Here is a 16,436-nt window from a genome sequence, read left to right on the forward strand (position 1 = left end):
GTCAGAGGGGGAAGCCCAGCTCCTCGGCCGCCTCCGCCGGGGTCGGCTGACCCCACCGCTCCACCATGGCCGCGCTGGAGGACAGCGAGCGCAGCTCGGCGCGGTCGAGATAGAGCGTGCCGTCGAGATGGTCGGTCTCGTGCTGGACGATCCGGGCCGGCCACCCCGTGAACACCTCGTCCACCGGATGCCCGTACTCGTCCCGGCCCGTGAGCCGTACCGCCGCGGGCCGGGACACCACCGCCTGCCAGCCCGGCACGCTCAGACAGCCCTCGAAGAACGCGGCGCGCTCGGTGCCGACCGCCTCGTACGCCGGATTCACGATCACCCGGAACGGCAGCGGCACCCGCCCGCGCACCACTCGCACCTCCTCCGGCACCGGCGCCGGGTCCTCGATGACCGCGATCCGCAGCCCCACCCCGATCTGAGGGGCCGCCAGACCGACGCCCGGGGCATCGCGCATGGTCTCGCGCAGCGCCTCCACGAAGCGGGTCAGCAGCTCGGGGCCGAGCTGCCCGTCGAAGGGCACGGAAGCGCGTCGCAGCACCGGGTCTCCGGCGGCGACGATCGGCAACGGGCCGCCGACGGCCAGGAGTCGCTCGACATGGTCGGCAAGGGCGCTTGGGTCATGGGGAGTTGCCATGGCGCCAGGATGTCATGCACCTCTAGCAACCGACGTCCCCCTGTGTGACGTACGCCACTTGCGGGGCCGGGAACTCGACGGCCCGCCCATCCGACTACTGGACCGCCCCCACAGCTGTACGCCCGCACGGTCGCCTCCCCCCCCCGCTCACCGTCCCCAGCCCTCCGGAGAAGCCCGCCGATGTCCACCGCTCCCACGACCACGACGGACGAATCCCCGGACTCCCCGGATTCGCCGGACGCGTCGAAACCCTCCGCCGCGGCGAAACCGTCCGCAGCCGCCACGCTCCGCCCGCTCGTGCTGCGGCTGCACTTCTACGCGGGCGTGCTCGTCGCCCCGTTCCTGCTGGTCGCCGCTCTGACCGGCTTTCTGTACGCGGCCTCGTTCCAGGCCGAGAAGATCATCTACTCGGATCAGATGACCGTCTCCGTGGGCGACACCAAGCTGCCGATCTCCGAGCAGGTGGCCGCCGCCCGCGAGGTCCACCCCGAGGGCACCGTGACGGCCGTACGCCCCTCGCCCGAGGACGACGAGACGACGCGGGTGATGCTGTCCGGCGTGCCCGGTGTCGGGGAGACCCACACGCTCGCCGTGTTCGTCGACCCGTACACCGCGAAGGTGGAGGGCGCGCTCGAACAGTACGGGTCGACGGGCGCGCTGCCGGTGCGGACCTGGATCGACGAGTTCCACCGCGATCTGCACCTCGGCGAGAACGGCCGCCTCTACAGCGAACTCGCGGCGAGCTGGCTGTGGGTGATCGCGGGCGGCGGTCTGGTGCTGTGGTTCGCCCGCCGCCGTACGCAGCGCAAGATACGCGGCACCAGCGGTCGCCGCCGCACCCTCGGACTGCACGGCACCGTCGGCGTCTGGGCGGCGCTCGGCTTCATCTTCCTCTCCGCCACCGGCCTGACCTGGTCGGCCTACGCGGGCGCCAACATCGACGTCCTGCGCACCTCCCTCGGCCAGTCCACCCCTTCGGTTTCCTCCGCTGCGGGCGGCGAGCACGCGGGGCATGACGCGGCGGCCGGTTCCGGGAGCACCACCGAGCATGGTGTCGGCCTCGACAAGGTCCTCGCCGCGGCCCGCGCCGAGGGTCTGAGCGACCCCGTCGAGATCGTCCCGCCCGCCGACGAGTCCTCCGCGTACGTCGTCAAGCAGGTCCAGCGCAGCTGGCCCACCAAGCAGGACGCGGTCGCCGTGGACCCAACGTCCGGCGAGGTCCTCGACACCGTCCGGTTCGCGGACTACCCGGTGCTCGCGAAACTGACCCGCTGGGGCATCGACGCGCACACCGGCGTCCTGTTCGGGATCGTCAACCAGCTCGTGCTGATGGCCCTTGCGCTCTCCCTGGTCCTGCTCATCCTGTGGGGCTACCGCATGTGGTGGCTGCGCGGCCGCGCCTCCGCCTTCGGCCGCCCGATTCCGCGCGGCGCCTGGCAGCAGGTGCCCCCGCTGCTCCTCGTACCGCTGATGGCGGTCGTGGCCGTCGTGGGCTACTTCGTTCCGCTGTTGGGCATTCCGCTCGCCGCCTTCATCGCCGTGGACGTGATCCTGGGCGAGATCGACCACCGGCGCGGCAACCGGACGTACAAGGAACGGGCGGGCGCGAAGTAGGAGGCAGGAGGCAGGGAGTACGTACGAAACGGCCCGGTTCCCCTGCCTGGGGAGCCGGGCCGTGTGGTGCGGTCCGTCGTACGGGGAGTTACTCGAAGTCGCCCGCGAGGGCCGAGGCGAGCTTCATGTGCGGTGCCGCCTCCTCGTGGCGGCCCTGGCGCTGGAGGGTGCGCCCGAGCAGCAGCCGGGCGTACTGCTCCACCGGGTCGCGCTCGACGAGGACGAGCAACTCGGCCTCGGCGCGCAGCAGTTGGGCCGAGTGGTAGTAGGCGCGGGCCAGCAGCAGCCGGGGAGCGGTCTGCTCCGGCACCTCCTCGACCAGCCCGCCCAGCACCCGCGCCGCACTGGCGTAGTCCTTGGCGTCGAAGAACAGCTGCGCCCGCTCCCAGCGCTCCGCCGCCGTTCCGTGGTCGTAGTACGTGTCCGTCGTGGTCTTCACTCGTGCCTCCTTCGGAGGCGGTAACCGACCCGGGCGGTCAATCATTCCGCGGCTCGTTCCGCCGCTGGTCCGGCCATGGCGGCCAGCTCCGCGTTGGCCCGCTCGGTGATCAGCGACAGCACCCGGCCGGCGACGGTCAGGTCCTCGGCGGGGATGCCGGCGTAGACCCGTGCGGAGATGGGTGCGGTCTCGGCGCTGGTGGTGCGGTACAGCTCGCGTCCCGCGTCCGTGACCGTCAGAAGGGGCGATTCGGCCGTCAACAGCCGGCCCCCGACGAGTTCGTCGACGACCGCGTGCGCGTCGGCCTTGTCGATCTTCAGTGCGTCGACGACCTCGCCGACGAGATGCTCGCGGTTGACGGGCCCGTCTGCGACGACGGCGAGCCTGAGCGTCACCGACTGCTGGAAGGTGACGCCATGACGGGCCAGCACGTTTTCGAGGATCGCCCGCGCGGCGTAGTGGGCGAGGGCTATGACGCGCGGGTTGAGCACGGGCGCCGCGGTGGGTGTGGTCATGACTGCTCCTTCTCGGGGTCGGCGTGGAGCGGGGTGTCGAGCAGTAGTGCCAGGTCTCGGGCGAAGTCCCGGGTGCGCTCGCTGTCCAGGCCCCCGAGTGGCTCCAGCAACTGCTGAAGCAGGCCCTGTACGACCTTGATCGCGCGCCGGGTGACCTCGCTGCCCTCCTCGGTGAGGGCCAGCCGCACCGCGCGCGGGTCCTGCGGGTCCCGGGTGCGTTCGAGCAGGCCGGCGGTCTCCAGGGCGCGCGCGAGTTTCGACACGTACAGCGGTTCGAGGCCGGTGTGGTCGGCGAGTTGACGCTGGCTGGGGCGCAGACCGGCGCGCCGCATGCCGTGCAGCGAGGCGACGATCGAGTACTGCGCGTGGGTCAGCCCCAGGGGCGCGACCGCCCGGTCGACGGCCACACGCCACTTCGTCGACAGCCGCCAGACCAGATAGCCGGGGGTCGCGCCCTCAGGTGTCGTACTCATGATGGATAAAGTACATGGATACTATAGCCATGGCTATCAAAAATCCGCCGGAGGGGAGAGGCCCCCAATCCGCCGGAGCGGAGAGGGGCGCCTGGTGTTCGGAGACCTCAGGGAGCGATGCCGACGCCGTCGATCCGGCTCCAGGACTTCTCCTGGGCGGCGGTCATGGCAGGCCAGTTCAGGCCGCCCGGCCGGGGGGCGACCCGTGAGGCGTAGGGGGCCGGGTGGAAGTCCGGGGCGTAGTAGCAGCCGGTGCCGTATGTGCGGTCGAACGCCGGGCAGGATGCCGCGATCGTCCGCGGGGTGGGCTTCCTTCCGGTGCGCACCCACCTGTCGAGCGCTGTGATGGAGCCGGCGTATTCGGAGTCGCTCAGCTCGCTGTGCTCGCTCTCCCTGGTGAACGTCTGCACGAGGTACCGGCCCCGGTGGGCGCCTTCGAGGGTGGCGCGGTAGGCCGCCTCGTGCTCCACGAACGCCGTCGGATCGTCGATCGCGTGCATCGTCAGGACAGGGATCGACACTTTGCCGGTGAGGTCGCTGTCGTAGGACAGGTCGCGCACAGCGGTCGGATCGGCGGTGAACCGCTCGACGTCGGCGTTGAGCGCCTTGTCGTCGTGCGAACCGGAGTACCGCACGCCTTCGTTGCTGAACGGGTTGCGGCCGCCGAGACGATTGGTCACGATGTCGCGGAACGTGAACGTGGCGAACCGCAGATGCGACTCCAGGGTGCGCTCCGGGATCCCGCTCACGGCCAGGATGTCGTCGAGGTTGCGCTGCTGCGGCGCGGTCCGTTCCTGCGGGGCCGATGCGAAACCGGTGCACTCCTGGAGTCGGGCCCGCAGGCCGGTGGCTGTCATCGTGGACCCGGCACGCAGACCCTCCCACAGGGGGTACTGCGGCTCGGTCGGGCGAGGATGGTTGCGGCAGTAGTACTGGTAGACCACACGAAGATCGACGCGGTAGTCGTAGCCACGCGAACCGCCCGCCAGGACACCGTTGGTCAACAACGCACCGTCGTACCGGCCGTGCTTCGAGCCATATGTCTCGACCACCTTGGCGGCGACGTCCCCGCCCCAGGACTGCCCGTGCACATATGTCCGCTTCGGCGTGCCGAACTCCTTGACGAACAGGCGCCGCACGTTCTCGGTGTCCTCGGCGGCCGTCCTGGTGCCGTAGCCGCCGCGGCGATACGACGAACCGGCCCAGGCGTAGCCCTCCTTCACCATCACCGCCCATCGGTCCAGGTCACCGATGCTGCGCTCGGGGTCCGAGCCGTCGCCGAGGTCGGGTCCGCCGTGGGCGTGCACGACGAGCGAACCGTTCCACGTCCTGGGAACGGCGATGGCGTAGTACGCGCCGTTGGTGTCCTGGCCGGTGTAGCAGGTGGCCGTTTCCGTCAGACTCGCCGGGCAGGCAGCGGATACCGGACGGCCCGCGTCGGTGTCGGCGTGGGCGGACGGCACGCTCGTGAGGGCACCGACCACCACCCCGGCGAGGCAGGCGGCCAGCCCCGCGCGGCGCTGCGTGCCGGATCGCGACCCTCGAAGCAGTCGAGGCATGCGTGCGAACGTTCTCAACCTGTCCAAGGCGCGGCTCCTTGTCCTCGGGCGCACCGTTGCGCCGCGGGTTGGACCCTAAGGACGGGATGAGCCGAAAACCATGGCCTTGATCATTACGGTCATAGTGTTCGCACAGGCGCCGTGCTCAGCGGACGATCCTGGACGCTCGGCGCCGACGCTCCGTGTATTCGCTGGTCAGCGCACCCTTCCCCGCGGTTTCAGCGGGGTCGCGGGTAGTTCGGGGGCGGGGAGAGGGGCTCCGTCGTAGCCCTTCACCTCGCCGAAACGCGTCCCCTTCGCCCAGTCGTCGCGGGCCTGTGTGATCTCCGCCTGGGTGCGCCCCACGAAGTTCCACCACATACCACGTGATCGATGGTTCTGCCCAGGTCAGAGGTATCGAACACCCTCGGGCGTCAGCAAAGGGTCAGCATCGGACGCCGAGGAGACAACACCACATGGCAGCACGCACGCTCGCCCGCGGCATGGGCACCTTCTTCAAGGACTGCGAGCACTCTGAATCCCGTTGGTCGAAGTGCCCGCACGAGTACAAGATCCGGTACCGCAGCGCGGCGGGCAAGCAGACGGAGGAGTCCGGTTTCGGGACTCAGGACAAGGCGATCGCGCGTTTGTCGGAGGTCTACAGCCAGAAGAAGGCGGCGCCGCAGTCGCAGTCGAAGGCGGAGCGCATCCAGAAGTACGGGGGGCTGCGGTTCGAGGATTACGTCGAGGAGTGGAAGGCCGGGCAAAGGCACTTGGCTGCCTCGTCGCTACGACACCTCGACTCGCTGTTGGAGCATCATCTTTACCCGGCTCTCGGCAGTCGGCGGATGAACTCCTTCGACCACAAGGTGGTCGACGGCTTCATCCGCACGATGGAACGCAACGGCGCTGGTCTGGCCACCCAGTCCAACGCTTTCGACAAGCTGCGCACGGTGCTCCTCGACGCGCATCGGCTCGGAATCTTCTCCGACAACCCGTTGGAAGGCGTCAAACCGCCGCAGTACGACCCTGCTCGGGCGGTGATCCCGTCCCTTGAACAGTTGCGGTCGATACGAACCGCAGGTGACGACGCCTTCACACTGGTCATTGACTTGATGAGCGGCTGCGGCCTGCGCAACGGCGAGGCGTACGCGGTGAACCTGAACAACATCGTGGCCGATGACGTGTATCGGATCAGCGAGCAGGTCGTGCTGTCGACCCGGCAGTACGGGCCACTCAAGCACCGCAAGGTGGGGGAATACCGCGATGTGCCGTTGCCTGCTCGGATCAGGGAGACGATCCAGTGGTATGCCGAGACGCACGGCACGGTAGACGGCTACCTGCTGCGGCAGGCAACTGACCCTCGCAAGCCCTATCCGCATTGGGGAATGGACAATCAGTGGCGGCGGATCAGGGCATCGGGCAAGGTGGACATCCCGGAAGGGATGGTCCTGTATGGGAACCGCCACTTCTACGCGTCGAACTGCCTGAGTAACGGCATTCCAATCACGGACGTCGCTGAGTGGATGGGTCACAAGAGCGTTGATGTCACGTTCAAGATCTACCGGCATCTTCTGCCGGGGTCGATCGGCAAGGCTGCGGAAATTCTGAACATGGCACTCGCGGCCTGACGCGACAGGTGATTCCTGGCCGTGTCGGCGGCCAGGAATCCAACGTGGCGGAAATCAGCCGAGCTTCTGCTGTCGAGCCCAGGCGTACACATCGGCGATCTTGAACTGCAGCTTGGCGCTACGGCCGTTCCCGAACTTGTAGGGGATGAGCCCGAGTTTGGGTGCATCTCGGTACACCCAGGTGATCGACATGTTCAGATACTCGGCGGTCTGCTTGGCGTTCATGAACTCCGTTGGCATACAAGGTCCTCAAGATCACGTGGGTCGGGAGGCCTGAGCATCCGTTGCAGACTTCGGTTTGCCGAGGCAGCGGATCAAGTGATAGGGAAACGCCGCCCCACCAGCGAACCGCGACATCTCCAGCCACTTGACGATCTACAGGTGCTTCAGAGTCGCTCGCTGGGTAGGGAAAGTGCAGTCGCCGCAGCCGTGGAAGGGTGACCTGCGTGGTCTTGAATGACATTGCATCGGTGACATCACCAGAGGGACAGGGAACCGGTCAGCCTCTCGGGCGCTCGCCGATCTGGAACTGCGTCACTGCAGGCGGGCCCGCCTGCGAGGACCGCATCCGGGTCGCCCGCGACACCGGCCTGCGCAATCTGCCCCTGCACGACACCGCGCAGAACCGGATCCGGCTGGAGATCGTCTCCCTCGCACACCGGCCGCCGCCGCTGGCTGCGCTTCAGGGCCCGATGGCCCTGGACCGACGTCATCACTCACGCGATCGACAGGCTCCGCATCCTCCCGAACCCCGGCTGAACAACCACTTCGACCATCACGACAACCCGCACCACCACACCGGCGAAGTGGAACCCGGCGCCGACCCGACGCGAGAGCCGGGCCCTCAGCCTGCCCCAGCCCCGAAAAGACCCCACTGCACAGATACAAAGCCCCCGTCGGCAAGCTGACGGGGGCTCATGAACGATCGAGGCTAGGCCGACCACAGGTGCGGTGAGGGTGTTGAGATCGAATGCCACCAGCACAGAATGCCGTACAACTTGGTGTGATCCGTGGCAATTTGACGGTCGCCGTAGGTCCTACTTGATGGTGCCGGTCCAGTTCGGGTCTTCACCGAGGAAGCTGCCGCTCTCCAGCCAGGCTTTGTCCGAGCGGCTCATGGTGAACAGGACTTCCCTGCCGTCGCTCTTGGCGATGGAGTATTCGGAGGTGAACATCGCGGAGCGGCCGGAGAGGGAAGTCGCCCAGGATCGGAATGATGTGGTTCCAGATGCGGCTTCGCATCGGACCCTCCGCCGAGGGCTTGTCCGTGCGGCTCGGCCACCAGTGGTCGACGATGTAGTCGGTGAGAGAGATCTCGCCTTCGCGCGGGTCGACGAACTCGCCACGTTTGGTGTCGGTCTTCGCGGTGGCGAGCCACTGTTTGGCGTCCTCGCTGGTCTCGAACGAGCGATCCTGGACTCCGGGAACCCCCTTGACTCGATAGCGCTTGCCTTTCCCGTAAAGGGTGGTTCGCTCCCGCTTGCCGGTTCGTTTATCAGGCCGCTTCTCGAGCCAGCGGTCTTCTATGTATCCGGCCAATGCGAGGTCCTCCGGGTGGTGCGTCGGTCACGAGCTGGTTGTTCGTAACGCAGTCCGCAGCAGGTTCTTATCCCTGTTGCGGAAGTTTCTTTTGCAGGAGATTCGGTCTGGGGCGGGGTGCTATCTATTTGGTTGCCCGTGAGCGGCGTTGCGGCATCTGCGCCAGGGGATTGAGGGCGGGGTTGGAGCGAGAGTCTGCCCGTTCCTGAGCACGCACCCAGGTGTCAAGGGCAGTGATGCGGTACATCACACGCCGGCCCATGCGGAAGCTCGGAGGTCCTTGTCGGCGATGACGCCAGACATAAAGGGTGTTGGGGGAGATGCCCAGATACTCGGAGGCCTTCGGGAGGGTCAAGAAGGCAGTTTCGGTTGCTTGGCTCGGCTGCGACACGGCTGTACTCCTGTCGTGGTGAGGGTGACGACAGGATGAGAATCCGGAGAAAGAGCGGCTTGGTCGGGCCGGGAATTTCGGCTATCTGCGACCTTCGCGACGGTCGGGTTGTCGAGGGGGAGGGACACGTCATGTCCCCTGCGGGACACCATCGCGACGGTGATATCACCAGAGGGATAGGGAGTTGGGCGGCTTGTGCCCCATGGTGGTCATCCGCCACGTGCCGGGGTTTTTCCGGATCTCCAGGTTGCCCTGCGGGGCTGCCTGGTGAGGTCGGCGAGCGATCCGTTCGCTTATGGGAGATCGCGTTGACGCCCTAGCTCCTGCCCATCGAGAGGTTCCAGCTATGTCTCGCCCGCTCGAAGAATTGCCCTACGCGTTCACCGTCCCGCCTCTGGTCGAAGCGGTGCCTGCAGCACGGGACCGCGTTGCGGACCGCGCTCGGCGGCTTGGGCTGAGTCTGGGCGAGGAACTGATCCACGACTTGAAGCTGCTCACAGGGGAACTGGTCGCGAACTCGGTGACGCACACGAAGGCCGCGTGCGTGGTGTGCGTACGGTGCGTCGCAGAGCGGATCCGCGTGGAAGTCACTGATGCCGATCCCACCTCCGTGACTCCGGCACAGGCGCTGCCCACGGACGAGCATGGGCGCGGCCTGTTCCTCGTCGCCGCATTGGCGACGGAGTGGGGGTCGAACCCCTGCACAGCGGGGAAGACCACTTGGTTCGAACTGGCAATCCCCACTCATACGGAGCGCCCCGCAACCTTGACGTCCTCGAAGGGTGACGTGCCTGCAGAGAGGTCGATCGTCACCTGTGCCGGCAGCGCCCACCTGGCCGGCGCGGAAGCTGTACCGACAGCCGATGTACATCCGCGAGTTGAACATCAAGCGGCCTGAGCGGCTTACGGACAGGCCGCTTCTGGCGGAGCCACCTGAAACGACCGCTCACCCGGATGGCCCGCTGTTGGTGGACAGCGTTCCGGTCCGGTCGAAGAAACCGCGTGCATGCTGCGTAGGAAATACGGATAGTGGCTGCGTGGATCCGGTTGCCGCGGCGCGCGCTGTTGTAGAGGAACGTCATCCTGCCGCTCGGGCTGCGTTCCTCGGGGGCTGTGTGATCACGGAGCGCCGCACGATGACGTCTGATCTCGACATCGTGGTGCTGTTGCACGGAGCCCCGGCTCCTTACCGGGAGAGCATTCAGCATGGGGACTGGCCGGTCGAGCTGTTCGTGCATACCGAGGAGACGTGGCACACCTTCGTGGAGCGGGAGGTGCGGAAGCGCCGGTCGCCCCTGCTGTGGATGTGCGTGGACGGACTGCTGCTCCTTGACAGGGACGGTGCCGGTGAGCGCCTCGCGGCCGAGGCCCGGAAGCGGGCCGCTGCGGGGCCACCCGCTGCGACTGTCGAGGAGCTTGAGGACTACCGCTATGCGATCACGGATCTTCTAGACGATCTTGCTGGAAGCCCCGATCCGGGTGAGCGTCTGTTCATCGCCACGGAACTGGCGCGGCGGACCGGTGAGCTGGCGTTGGCGCATGCCGGCGCGTGGAGGGGCGGCGGAAAGTGGCTAGCCCGGCGTCTGGTGATCTCCGCGCCGGGGCTCGACGGGCGCCTGCATGACGCAGTCCGTGAGGCATTGGACGGACGGTCTGGGGCCCTTGTCGACGTGGTGGACGAGGTCTTGGCCCAGGTAGGTGGGCGCCTGTGGGCCGGGTATCGGCGCAGCGGAACGGCCTGACTGATCCTGCCCCTGGACGACTTCGACTGTCAGAACGTCCAGCCGCGACGGTCGGCCAGCCATCGCAGAGTGACCTCGCCGCACCAGGTCTGGCGCTGGCGAATGTACGGGGACCAGTCTGCCGGGGGTTGTGCGCCGGAGACCAGGAAGAAGCCCGAGAGAGCGGCCAGGGCCGCATCGAGCTGCTCACCGTCGACTCCTCGGGCCGTGGGATGATTCGCGAACAGGAGGGTGGCGTCGTGCCCATCGGCGTGTGCTGTGGCCAGGAGGAGCACGAGGTCGAACCAACTCGCCCCGAGGCACGGTCAGTTCCAGTCACAGATCCACGCGGATCCGTTTGTGTCGAGCAGAACGTTGTCCTGGCGCAGGTCGTGGTGGAGGACTGCATCGCCGGCCACGGCCTGTCGCCATTGGGTTTCGAGCTCAGCCAATGTTTCCAGCCAGTTGGTCGGCACCCATGTCGGCAGGGCTTTCGTACTGGAAGCACCGCCGACGAGGCCGCGCCAGTCGGCGAAGTCGCTGTCGTCACCGATTGGTTCGAGGCCGACCTGCTGGAGTGCCTCGGATGGCGTGGAGAGTGCTTCGGCCGTGACCGTCCAGGCGTCGAGCGTCGCTGCAAGGTCGACAGGGTTCCACGGCGCACTGGGCATGCGGCCGTCCTTGACAGCATCGAATCCCAGGACGATCCACCCGTCTGCCTGGTCTTCGATCCACCGTAGACGGGGCGTCGGCACCTCTGCGGGGAGCGCCTGGTTGATCAGTGCCTCCCGCCGGTAGCAGTCGGCGATCACGGTGTTCTCCAGGGCGTCGACCGCCTTGACGAACTCGGGCCCGTTGGCGCCATGGAGCACGGCGGCGAAGCCGCTGGTGAACCCGCTTCCGGCACTCGGCCCGGCGTCCACCACGCCGCCCAGGTGCCGAGAGACAAGCCGACGGACATCCTGTGGCAGGTCGGCCCAGCGCGGGCGTACGGCTGTGGAGCTGTACTGAAGGCGCGGGGTGATCGTGTTCGACATTTCCTCAGCGTGAGGGAATTGCCGTCTCTGACGCCACCGAGTTCTGGCATCCGGCCCTGCCGATCCACCCGGTGGGGGCCCACCAGGTGGACGATCTCCAAGGCAGGCAGCGGAGGCTGCAGACAGACCCGTGGAGAGATCAGGAGGCCTCTTTGGGACGTCTTCTTGCCGAGCGTCGGTGGGGTATTCCGCCGCCGGTCCCGCTCAAGGGCAGGAGGGATTCCAGTGGCGCTCCGCTGTTCCAGGAGCCGAACAAGTTGCGGTTGAGAGCTACGATTTGATGCTTGACCGCGAGGTCTCGTGCAGCTTTTCCGTACTCGCAGGTGGCAACGAACAGGGCGACGTCCGCGTGGTGTTCGTTGAAGGCCATGCCGACGAACTTCTGCATGTCGCCACTGGGAACCGTGCGGTGGGGCGCGTAGTGCTTGACCTGTACGACCAAGCGCCGCCCGTCGGGCATGTTACCGAGGATGTCTGCGGCAAGGTCTCCTGAGCCGCCTACCACAGCGACATCGGTGCAGCCGTCTCGGCGGCACAACTCGGCCACGTAATGTTCGAAGTCCTGCCAGGTCATGGCGTCGATGGTGGTCATGGAGCGTTCCAGCTCCATACGCCGGTCCTGTTCGCGCCACGTGCGGTCGCCGGCGCTCTCCCGGGCGTGCGCCTTCCACAGAAGCCAGGCGGCGATACCCACGGTGCCCGTTCCGACGATGCCCAACAGGAGCCACGGCGACTGCCACAGGACGAAGAGCACGGCTGCGATCCCGGCCGCCGCCAAGCCTGTCCGTTGGCGTAGTTCTCGCTGCCGTTGCGCCTTGGTGCGGCGTCCCTTCCGCTTGGGCATCGGAATCCCTCCCCCTTGTTGTAAATCTGGTGGGCAGTGTGGAAGTGCGGGGCGGAAATGCCAAGTAGGCGTTTCTGGCCAGCGTGGAGTGGTGCTGTGTTCGGTTCGCCGGTCAGCTGCTTGTGCTCGGTGGACGAGGAACTGCCTTCGGCCTCGATCGACAACGGAGCACGAGTACAGTCGGCCGACTTGGCGCTCAACCCCGCCTCGCAACCTGGTCGCGCTTCTGGCTGCGCCTCAACTGGGCCTCGCCATAGGCAGAATGGCGCCATGGACGATGGACTCACCGCACTGCTTGGCGCCGCCGTAGGCTCACTTGCCATCCTCGGCTCCGCGATGGTCACCGGGCGCGCGGCGGCGCGCTCGCAGTTCGGCCAGTGGCGCCGGCAGCACCGCCGTGGACGCCTACGCGAACTACCTGGGCACCGTGTACGACCGCGATGTCGCCCTGGACGCGGTGCGCGACGCGCTGCGGGCGGACCGGCCGGACCTGCGGGACGTCGACGAGAAGATGGAGCGCTTCGCCACTCAGGTCCGCGGCGTCCACCGGGTCGCCGAGTTCGTCATCATCGAGGGTCCGCCTTCCGTGGTGGAGGCGGACCTACGGTGTGGTCCGCGCGGCCGACGACCTCGCCGAGGTCATGCGACGGATGGTGCGTGATGCCCACGCGGAAGACACCTCCCGCAAGGCCGCGGACACCGCGCTCGCCGCCGAGCGGGAGCACCTGCTGTACCAGGTTGTGAAGGGTTTCCGAGCGGCGGCCACCGATGTCCTCGGCGACAGCCGGATACGCGTCTACCAGTCGCACTCCTAGGCGCACCGGCTTCTCATCATGGGCGCCTGGCTGGCGGAGCGAGTTCCAGGATGTCTGAACGAAGTTGCCCGCAGGCAGCCGCCGACTCCCGGCCGGCAGACAAGTGGTGGGAGACCGTCCAGCCGTTCAAGCCATGGGAGAGAGCAGTGATGAATGCTTCTTCTCGCGGGCTTGGGCGCAGGGGGCTGCCGTGTACCGGGTTGAAACTGGAGAGCCGCAACAGGAGAAAGCGTCCGGCGTAGGGAGCGAGCAGATCGATCAGCGCCGCTTCATCCTCGGGTCGCGTGTTGTGCTCGCAAAGAACGTAGTTCAGCCGCACCGGGCGCATCTCAGCCACGGCCGCCCACAGAGGCAAGACGGTGGAAGGGTCGTCCGCGCGTGGGATGACTACCCTGCGCTGAGCAGCATCGGCACCGTGCAGCGAGAACATGAAGCGCCCCGGGGGCCAAGCCTTGGGCTTCAGGAGATTACGCACCCAAGCCTGCGGCGCGATGCTGGTCACCTTCACCTCCCGAGCCAACTCCCGACCGACGATCGTTCTCGCGGCGGCGGTCACGTGAGTCCAGTTTGCGGCGGCATCCCCGACCCCGGCGAAATCGACCCAGGCGAGGGGGCCTTGCTGAGTGCGCACCTCGTCATCCAACTGCTCCACCGCAGAGGTGATCTCTTCCGCCTGTAGATTTCGAACGAAGGGCGTGCGGGCGAAGGTAGTGGCGCAGTGTGTGCAGCCGTACCTGCATCCCGCTTGGGCCGACATGCACACTGAATAGGCTTGGTGCTCTCCCTCCCAGAGTTGTACGGCTTCGAAGGTAGCCCTGTCTGACGTCTTGAACACGTATTTGATGCTGCGGTCGGGCGGTTCCGATTTCAGGGTTGAGATTACCTCAACCAAATTCCCGGGCGCGGATATTCCTTCCATCGTGAGGGCTCCTTCCGCTGAGTCGCTCGCGCAGGGTCGGTGGTGGAAAGTCGGGACGAGAGTTCGCGCCCGGTGTTCACATTTGCCGATCATTCATGAGTGCGTGGGCCCGTGGTTACGAAAGTAGGATCGGTGTAAACCTAGGGAATGGTGAATTCCGAGTCGCACAGATTGCCGTCACATTCGAGAGCGTTCTTCCCCCTGGAGGAGGCGAATCCGTGCGAGGATCTGACCAGCGCAGCGTAGAGCTTGATTGCATCTGCCAAAAATCACTCCCGTGATATCTCCCGAGAATTTCCTGGCGAAAGGTCTGCAGGTCCGCTGGCATGGTGGGACCTGTGGCGAGGATGGTGTGTGGCCATCCTGGATGGCTGGCATGTCGCGGCCCTGGGGGGCGGGGCGTCCTGGTCAGAGGGATGCGGCCGAGGGCCGGGCAACTCGTCAGGGGCGCCCGGACTGTTTCCGTGACGACGGCGTGGAGCGACGGCTCGTGAAGATCCTTGACGGTGGTGGGCCCTTGCCGTGGCTGTACGTCAATCCGGCAGATCCGGCGCGGCAAAGGGGACGGGACGGGTGCCAGAAGATGGCCGGTTGGTGGCAGGCTGCCTCGTTCGCGTGATCTTGCTGTCGTATCCCCGCCTGCCCCGCTATGCTCAACACCAATGCGTTGAAGGAGACAAGTAGCTGCGGGATCACGCAAGCAGAGAGAGTCGCCGGTAGCTGGGAAGGCGGCCTTGCACCCCGAAGTGAAGACCCTCCTGAGCGCGGGGAGGAACGGCCTGTGGAAGGCCTAATGCCCCGCCGGCTGGCCCCCGTCATCGGGCATGAATGAGGCCGTGGCTCTTTGAGCTGCGGTAAAGGCGCGGTGGCACCGCGAGTACCCTTCTCGTCCGCGCCCCCAAGGGATCATGACGACGCCCCTTGGAGGGCTGCGATGATCCGCACGACTAGCCGTGTACTGGTGTCCGACCTGCGAGAGCATGTCGGACAGACCGTTTCCGTATCGGGCTGGGTGAACACGCTCCGCCTGCAGCGCAAAATGCAATTCGTCGTTGTGCGCGACCACACCGGCATGGTTCAGGTAACCCACAAACGCGGCGGCGAAGGCGACGAGGTCGAGGCCGCACTGGAGGGGCTGACACCTGAGTCCGCGGTCCGGATCACCGGTCGCGTGGTGGACAACCCGATCGTGAAACTCGCTGGCCTGGAGATCCTCCCGGAATCAGTCGAGGTTCTGAACCGGGCAGAGACACCACTACCCATCGACGACCAGACCGGACTCGAACATCGCCTGGACTGGCGGTTCCTGGACGTACGACGCCGGCCCCAGGCGCAACTGCTGTTCGCTGTGCAGACCACGTTTGAGCAAGGGATGCGCGAGTACGCCTATCGGCAGGGGTGCACCGAGATGCACACCCCGAAGCTGATGGGCACCGCCTCGGAGTCCGGCGCCGAGGTGTTCAAGCTCGGCTACTTCGACCGCTCCGCCTACCTGGCTCAGTCGCCTCAGTTCTTCAAGCAGATGGCGATCTCGGCCGGTATCGACAAGGTCTTCGAGATCGGGCCCGTCTTCCGCGCCGAGCCGTCGTTCACCTCCCGGCACGCCACCGAATTCACTGGCGTGGACGTGGAGTTGGCGTGGATCGACGGGGTCGAGGACGTGATGGTGTTCGAGGAGCAGATGCTTGCCCATGCCATCGCCAAGGTCGCCGACGCACACGGTGAGGCGATCCAGGAGACGTTCGGTGTTGAGGTCACGGTGCCGACGAAGCCGTTCCCGCGGATCACGATGGCTGAGACACAGGAGATCCTTCGGTCCAAGGGCTGGGACCCGGCGGGAGTGAAGGAGGACCTGGACCCGGAGGGCGAGCGCGGGATCGCAGCGCACATCAAAGAGCAGACCGGCCACGAGTGGGTGTTCATTACCCACTATCCGACAAGTATCCGGCCCTTCTACCACATGCGGCCGGCGGACGACCCGGGTGTGACGCTCAGCTTCGACCTGCTGTGGAAGGGCCTGGAGGTCACGACCGGAGCGCAGCGCGAGCACCGCTACGACGTGCTCCTGAAGCAGGCTGCGGAGAAGGGCATGGGCACCGAGTTGCTGCAGGACTACCTGAACGCGTTCCGGTACGGGTGCCCGCCGCACGGCGGTCTGGGCATGGGGCTCGGGCGGGTCCTGATGGTGATGCTCGGCCTTGAGTCGATCCGGGAGGCCACCTTCCTGTTCCGTGGTCCTAACCGGCTCACCCCGTAGTCACCGCCAAAGGGCCGGGGGGGGGGGGGGGGGGGGCGCGGGGGGTGGGCGGCGCCGCCG

19 protein-coding genes and 2 pseudogenes are annotated in these 16,436 nt (G+C 66.8%); 8 read left to right on the forward strand and 13 right to left on the reverse strand.

From position 1 onward, the window contains the following. Window position 1: 1 nt before the first annotated feature. A complete protein-coding gene (locus tag ACWDR4_RS08715; RefSeq protein ID WP_450405662.1) occupies window positions 2–643 on the reverse strand; it encodes a peptide deformylase in 642 nt (213 codons plus the stop codon). A gap of 180 nt (window positions 644–823) precedes the next feature. Between ACWDR4_RS08715 and ACWDR4_RS08720 the strand changes: the two genes are divergently transcribed. Beyond that, complete coding sequence (locus ACWDR4_RS08720) at window positions 824–2,257, forward strand: PepSY-associated TM helix domain-containing protein (RefSeq protein WP_450405665.1); 1,434 nt, start codon at window positions 824–826, stop codon at window positions 2,255–2,257. An 88-nt stretch (window positions 2,258–2,345) separates the two neighbouring features. On the opposite strand, the gene ACWDR4_RS08725 is transcribed toward ACWDR4_RS08720, so the two are convergent. The 5 genes and pseudogenes from ACWDR4_RS08725 to ACWDR4_RS08745 all read right to left on the reverse strand — a co-directional run. Beyond that, window positions 2,346–2,696 (reverse strand): tetratricopeptide repeat protein, encoded by a 351-nt coding sequence (locus ACWDR4_RS08725; RefSeq protein WP_450405668.1) that lies wholly within the window; start codon window positions 2,694–2,696, stop codon window positions 2,346–2,348. A gap of 41 nt (window positions 2,697–2,737) precedes the next feature. After that, window positions 2,738–3,211 carry a MarR family transcriptional regulator gene (locus ACWDR4_RS08730; RefSeq protein ID WP_450405671.1) on the reverse strand — a complete coding sequence of 158 codons (474 nt, stop codon included), beginning with the start codon at window positions 3,209–3,211 and terminating at the stop codon, window positions 2,738–2,740. Beyond that, on the reverse strand, window positions 3,208–3,684 hold the full coding sequence (locus ACWDR4_RS08735; RefSeq protein ID WP_450405672.1) for a MarR family winged helix-turn-helix transcriptional regulator: 477 nt from the start codon (window positions 3,682–3,684) through the stop codon (window positions 3,208–3,210). Before ACWDR4_RS08735 ends, ACWDR4_RS08730 begins: the two co-directional genes overlap by 4 nt. A gap of 107 nt (window positions 3,685–3,791) precedes the next feature. Then, entirely contained in the window at window positions 3,792–5,243 is a 1,452-nt protein-coding gene (locus tag ACWDR4_RS08740; protein WP_450405675.1) for a hypothetical protein, read from the reverse strand. Between the two features lie 195 nt (window positions 5,244–5,438). Further along, window positions 5,439–5,603, reverse strand: a pseudogene (locus ACWDR4_RS08745) (pirin family protein); the annotation flags it as partial. Window positions 5,604–5,698: 95 nt separating this feature from the next. Between ACWDR4_RS08745 and ACWDR4_RS08750 the strand changes: the two are divergent. Further along, window positions 5,699–6,853, forward strand: a complete 1,155-nt coding sequence (locus tag ACWDR4_RS08750; protein ID WP_450405677.1) for a tyrosine-type recombinase/integrase — start codon at window positions 5,699–5,701, stop codon at window positions 6,851–6,853. Between the two features lie 54 nt (window positions 6,854–6,907). On the opposite strand, the gene ACWDR4_RS08755 is transcribed toward ACWDR4_RS08750, so the two are convergent. Next, window positions 6,908–7,093, reverse strand: coding sequence for a hypothetical protein (locus ACWDR4_RS08755; RefSeq protein WP_450405680.1), 186 nt, complete (start codon window positions 7,091–7,093; stop codon window positions 6,908–6,910). 268 nt (window positions 7,094–7,361) lie between these two features. On the opposite strand from ACWDR4_RS08755, the pseudogene ACWDR4_RS08760 reads away from it, so the two are divergent. Next, window positions 7,362–7,612 (forward strand): annotated as a pseudogene (locus ACWDR4_RS08760) (IS1380 family transposase); the annotation flags it as partial. A gap of 309 nt (window positions 7,613–7,921) precedes the next feature. Here ACWDR4_RS08760 and ACWDR4_RS08765 read toward each other — a convergent pair. Both ACWDR4_RS08765 and ACWDR4_RS08770 read right to left on the reverse strand, forming a co-directional pair. Next, on the reverse strand, window positions 7,922–8,392 hold the full coding sequence (locus ACWDR4_RS08765) for a hypothetical protein (RefSeq protein WP_450405683.1): 471 nt from the start codon (window positions 8,390–8,392) through the stop codon (window positions 7,922–7,924). Window positions 8,393–8,516: 124 nt separating this feature from the next. Next, window positions 8,517–8,783 (reverse strand): helix-turn-helix transcriptional regulator, encoded by a 267-nt coding sequence (locus ACWDR4_RS08770; RefSeq protein WP_450405684.1) that lies wholly within the window; start codon window positions 8,781–8,783, stop codon window positions 8,517–8,519. A gap of 346 nt (window positions 8,784–9,129) precedes the next feature. Here ACWDR4_RS08770 and ACWDR4_RS08775 point away from each other — a divergent pair, with 346 nt between their 5' ends. Both ACWDR4_RS08775 and ACWDR4_RS08780 read left to right on the forward strand, forming a co-directional pair. Continuing rightward, window positions 9,130–9,681, forward strand: coding sequence for an ATP-binding protein (locus ACWDR4_RS08775; RefSeq protein ID WP_450405687.1), 552 nt, complete (start codon window positions 9,130–9,132; stop codon window positions 9,679–9,681). 139 nt (window positions 9,682–9,820) lie between these two features. After that, window positions 9,821–10,525, forward strand: a complete 705-nt coding sequence (locus tag ACWDR4_RS08780; protein ID WP_450405689.1) for a nucleotidyltransferase domain-containing protein — start codon at window positions 9,821–9,823, stop codon at window positions 10,523–10,525. Window positions 10,526–10,554: 29 nt separating this feature from the next. On the opposite strand, the gene ACWDR4_RS08785 is transcribed toward ACWDR4_RS08780, so the two are convergent. The 3 genes from ACWDR4_RS08785 to ACWDR4_RS08795 all read right to left on the reverse strand — a co-directional run bounded on the left by ACWDR4_RS08785 (window position 10,555) and on the right by ACWDR4_RS08795 (window position 12,385). Beyond that, entirely contained in the window at window positions 10,555–10,800 is a 246-nt protein-coding gene (locus tag ACWDR4_RS08785; protein ID WP_450405692.1) for a hypothetical protein, read from the reverse strand. A 30-nt stretch (window positions 10,801–10,830) separates the two neighbouring features. Next, a complete protein-coding gene (locus tag ACWDR4_RS08790; RefSeq protein WP_450405695.1) occupies window positions 10,831–11,541 on the reverse strand; it encodes a hypothetical protein in 711 nt (236 codons plus the stop codon). 139 nt (window positions 11,542–11,680) lie between these two features. After that, window positions 11,681–12,385: a restriction endonuclease gene (locus ACWDR4_RS08795; protein WP_450405697.1), complete on the reverse strand. Its 705-nt coding sequence runs from the start codon at window positions 12,383–12,385 to the stop codon at window positions 11,681–11,683. Window positions 12,386–12,782: 397 nt separating this feature from the next. On the opposite strand from ACWDR4_RS08795, the gene ACWDR4_RS08800 reads away from it, so the two are divergent. Beyond that, window positions 12,783–13,046 carry a hypothetical protein gene (locus ACWDR4_RS08800; RefSeq protein ID WP_450405700.1) on the forward strand — a complete coding sequence of 88 codons (264 nt, stop codon included), beginning with the start codon at window positions 12,783–12,785 and terminating at the stop codon, window positions 13,044–13,046. Then, a complete protein-coding gene (locus ACWDR4_RS08805; protein WP_450405702.1) occupies window positions 13,036–13,200 on the forward strand; it encodes a hypothetical protein in 165 nt (54 codons plus the stop codon). Before ACWDR4_RS08800 ends, ACWDR4_RS08805 begins: the two co-directional genes overlap by 11 nt. Before the next feature lie 16 nt (window positions 13,201–13,216). Here the strand turns inward: ACWDR4_RS08805 and ACWDR4_RS08810 are convergent, their stop codons facing one another. Further along, window positions 13,217–14,119 carry a hypothetical protein gene (locus tag ACWDR4_RS08810; protein ID WP_450405705.1) on the reverse strand — a complete coding sequence of 301 codons (903 nt, stop codon included), beginning with the start codon at window positions 14,117–14,119 and terminating at the stop codon, window positions 13,217–13,219. Between the two features lie 934 nt (window positions 14,120–15,053). Between ACWDR4_RS08810 and aspS the strand changes: the two genes are divergently transcribed. Beyond that, complete coding sequence (gene aspS / locus ACWDR4_RS08815) at window positions 15,054–16,376, forward strand: aspartate--tRNA(Asn) ligase (RefSeq protein ID WP_450405708.1); 1,323 nt, start codon at window positions 15,054–15,056, stop codon at window positions 16,374–16,376. Window positions 16,377–16,436 lie beyond the last annotated feature (60 nt).

This window comes from Streptomyces sp. NPDC000878 (assembly GCF_053599695.1).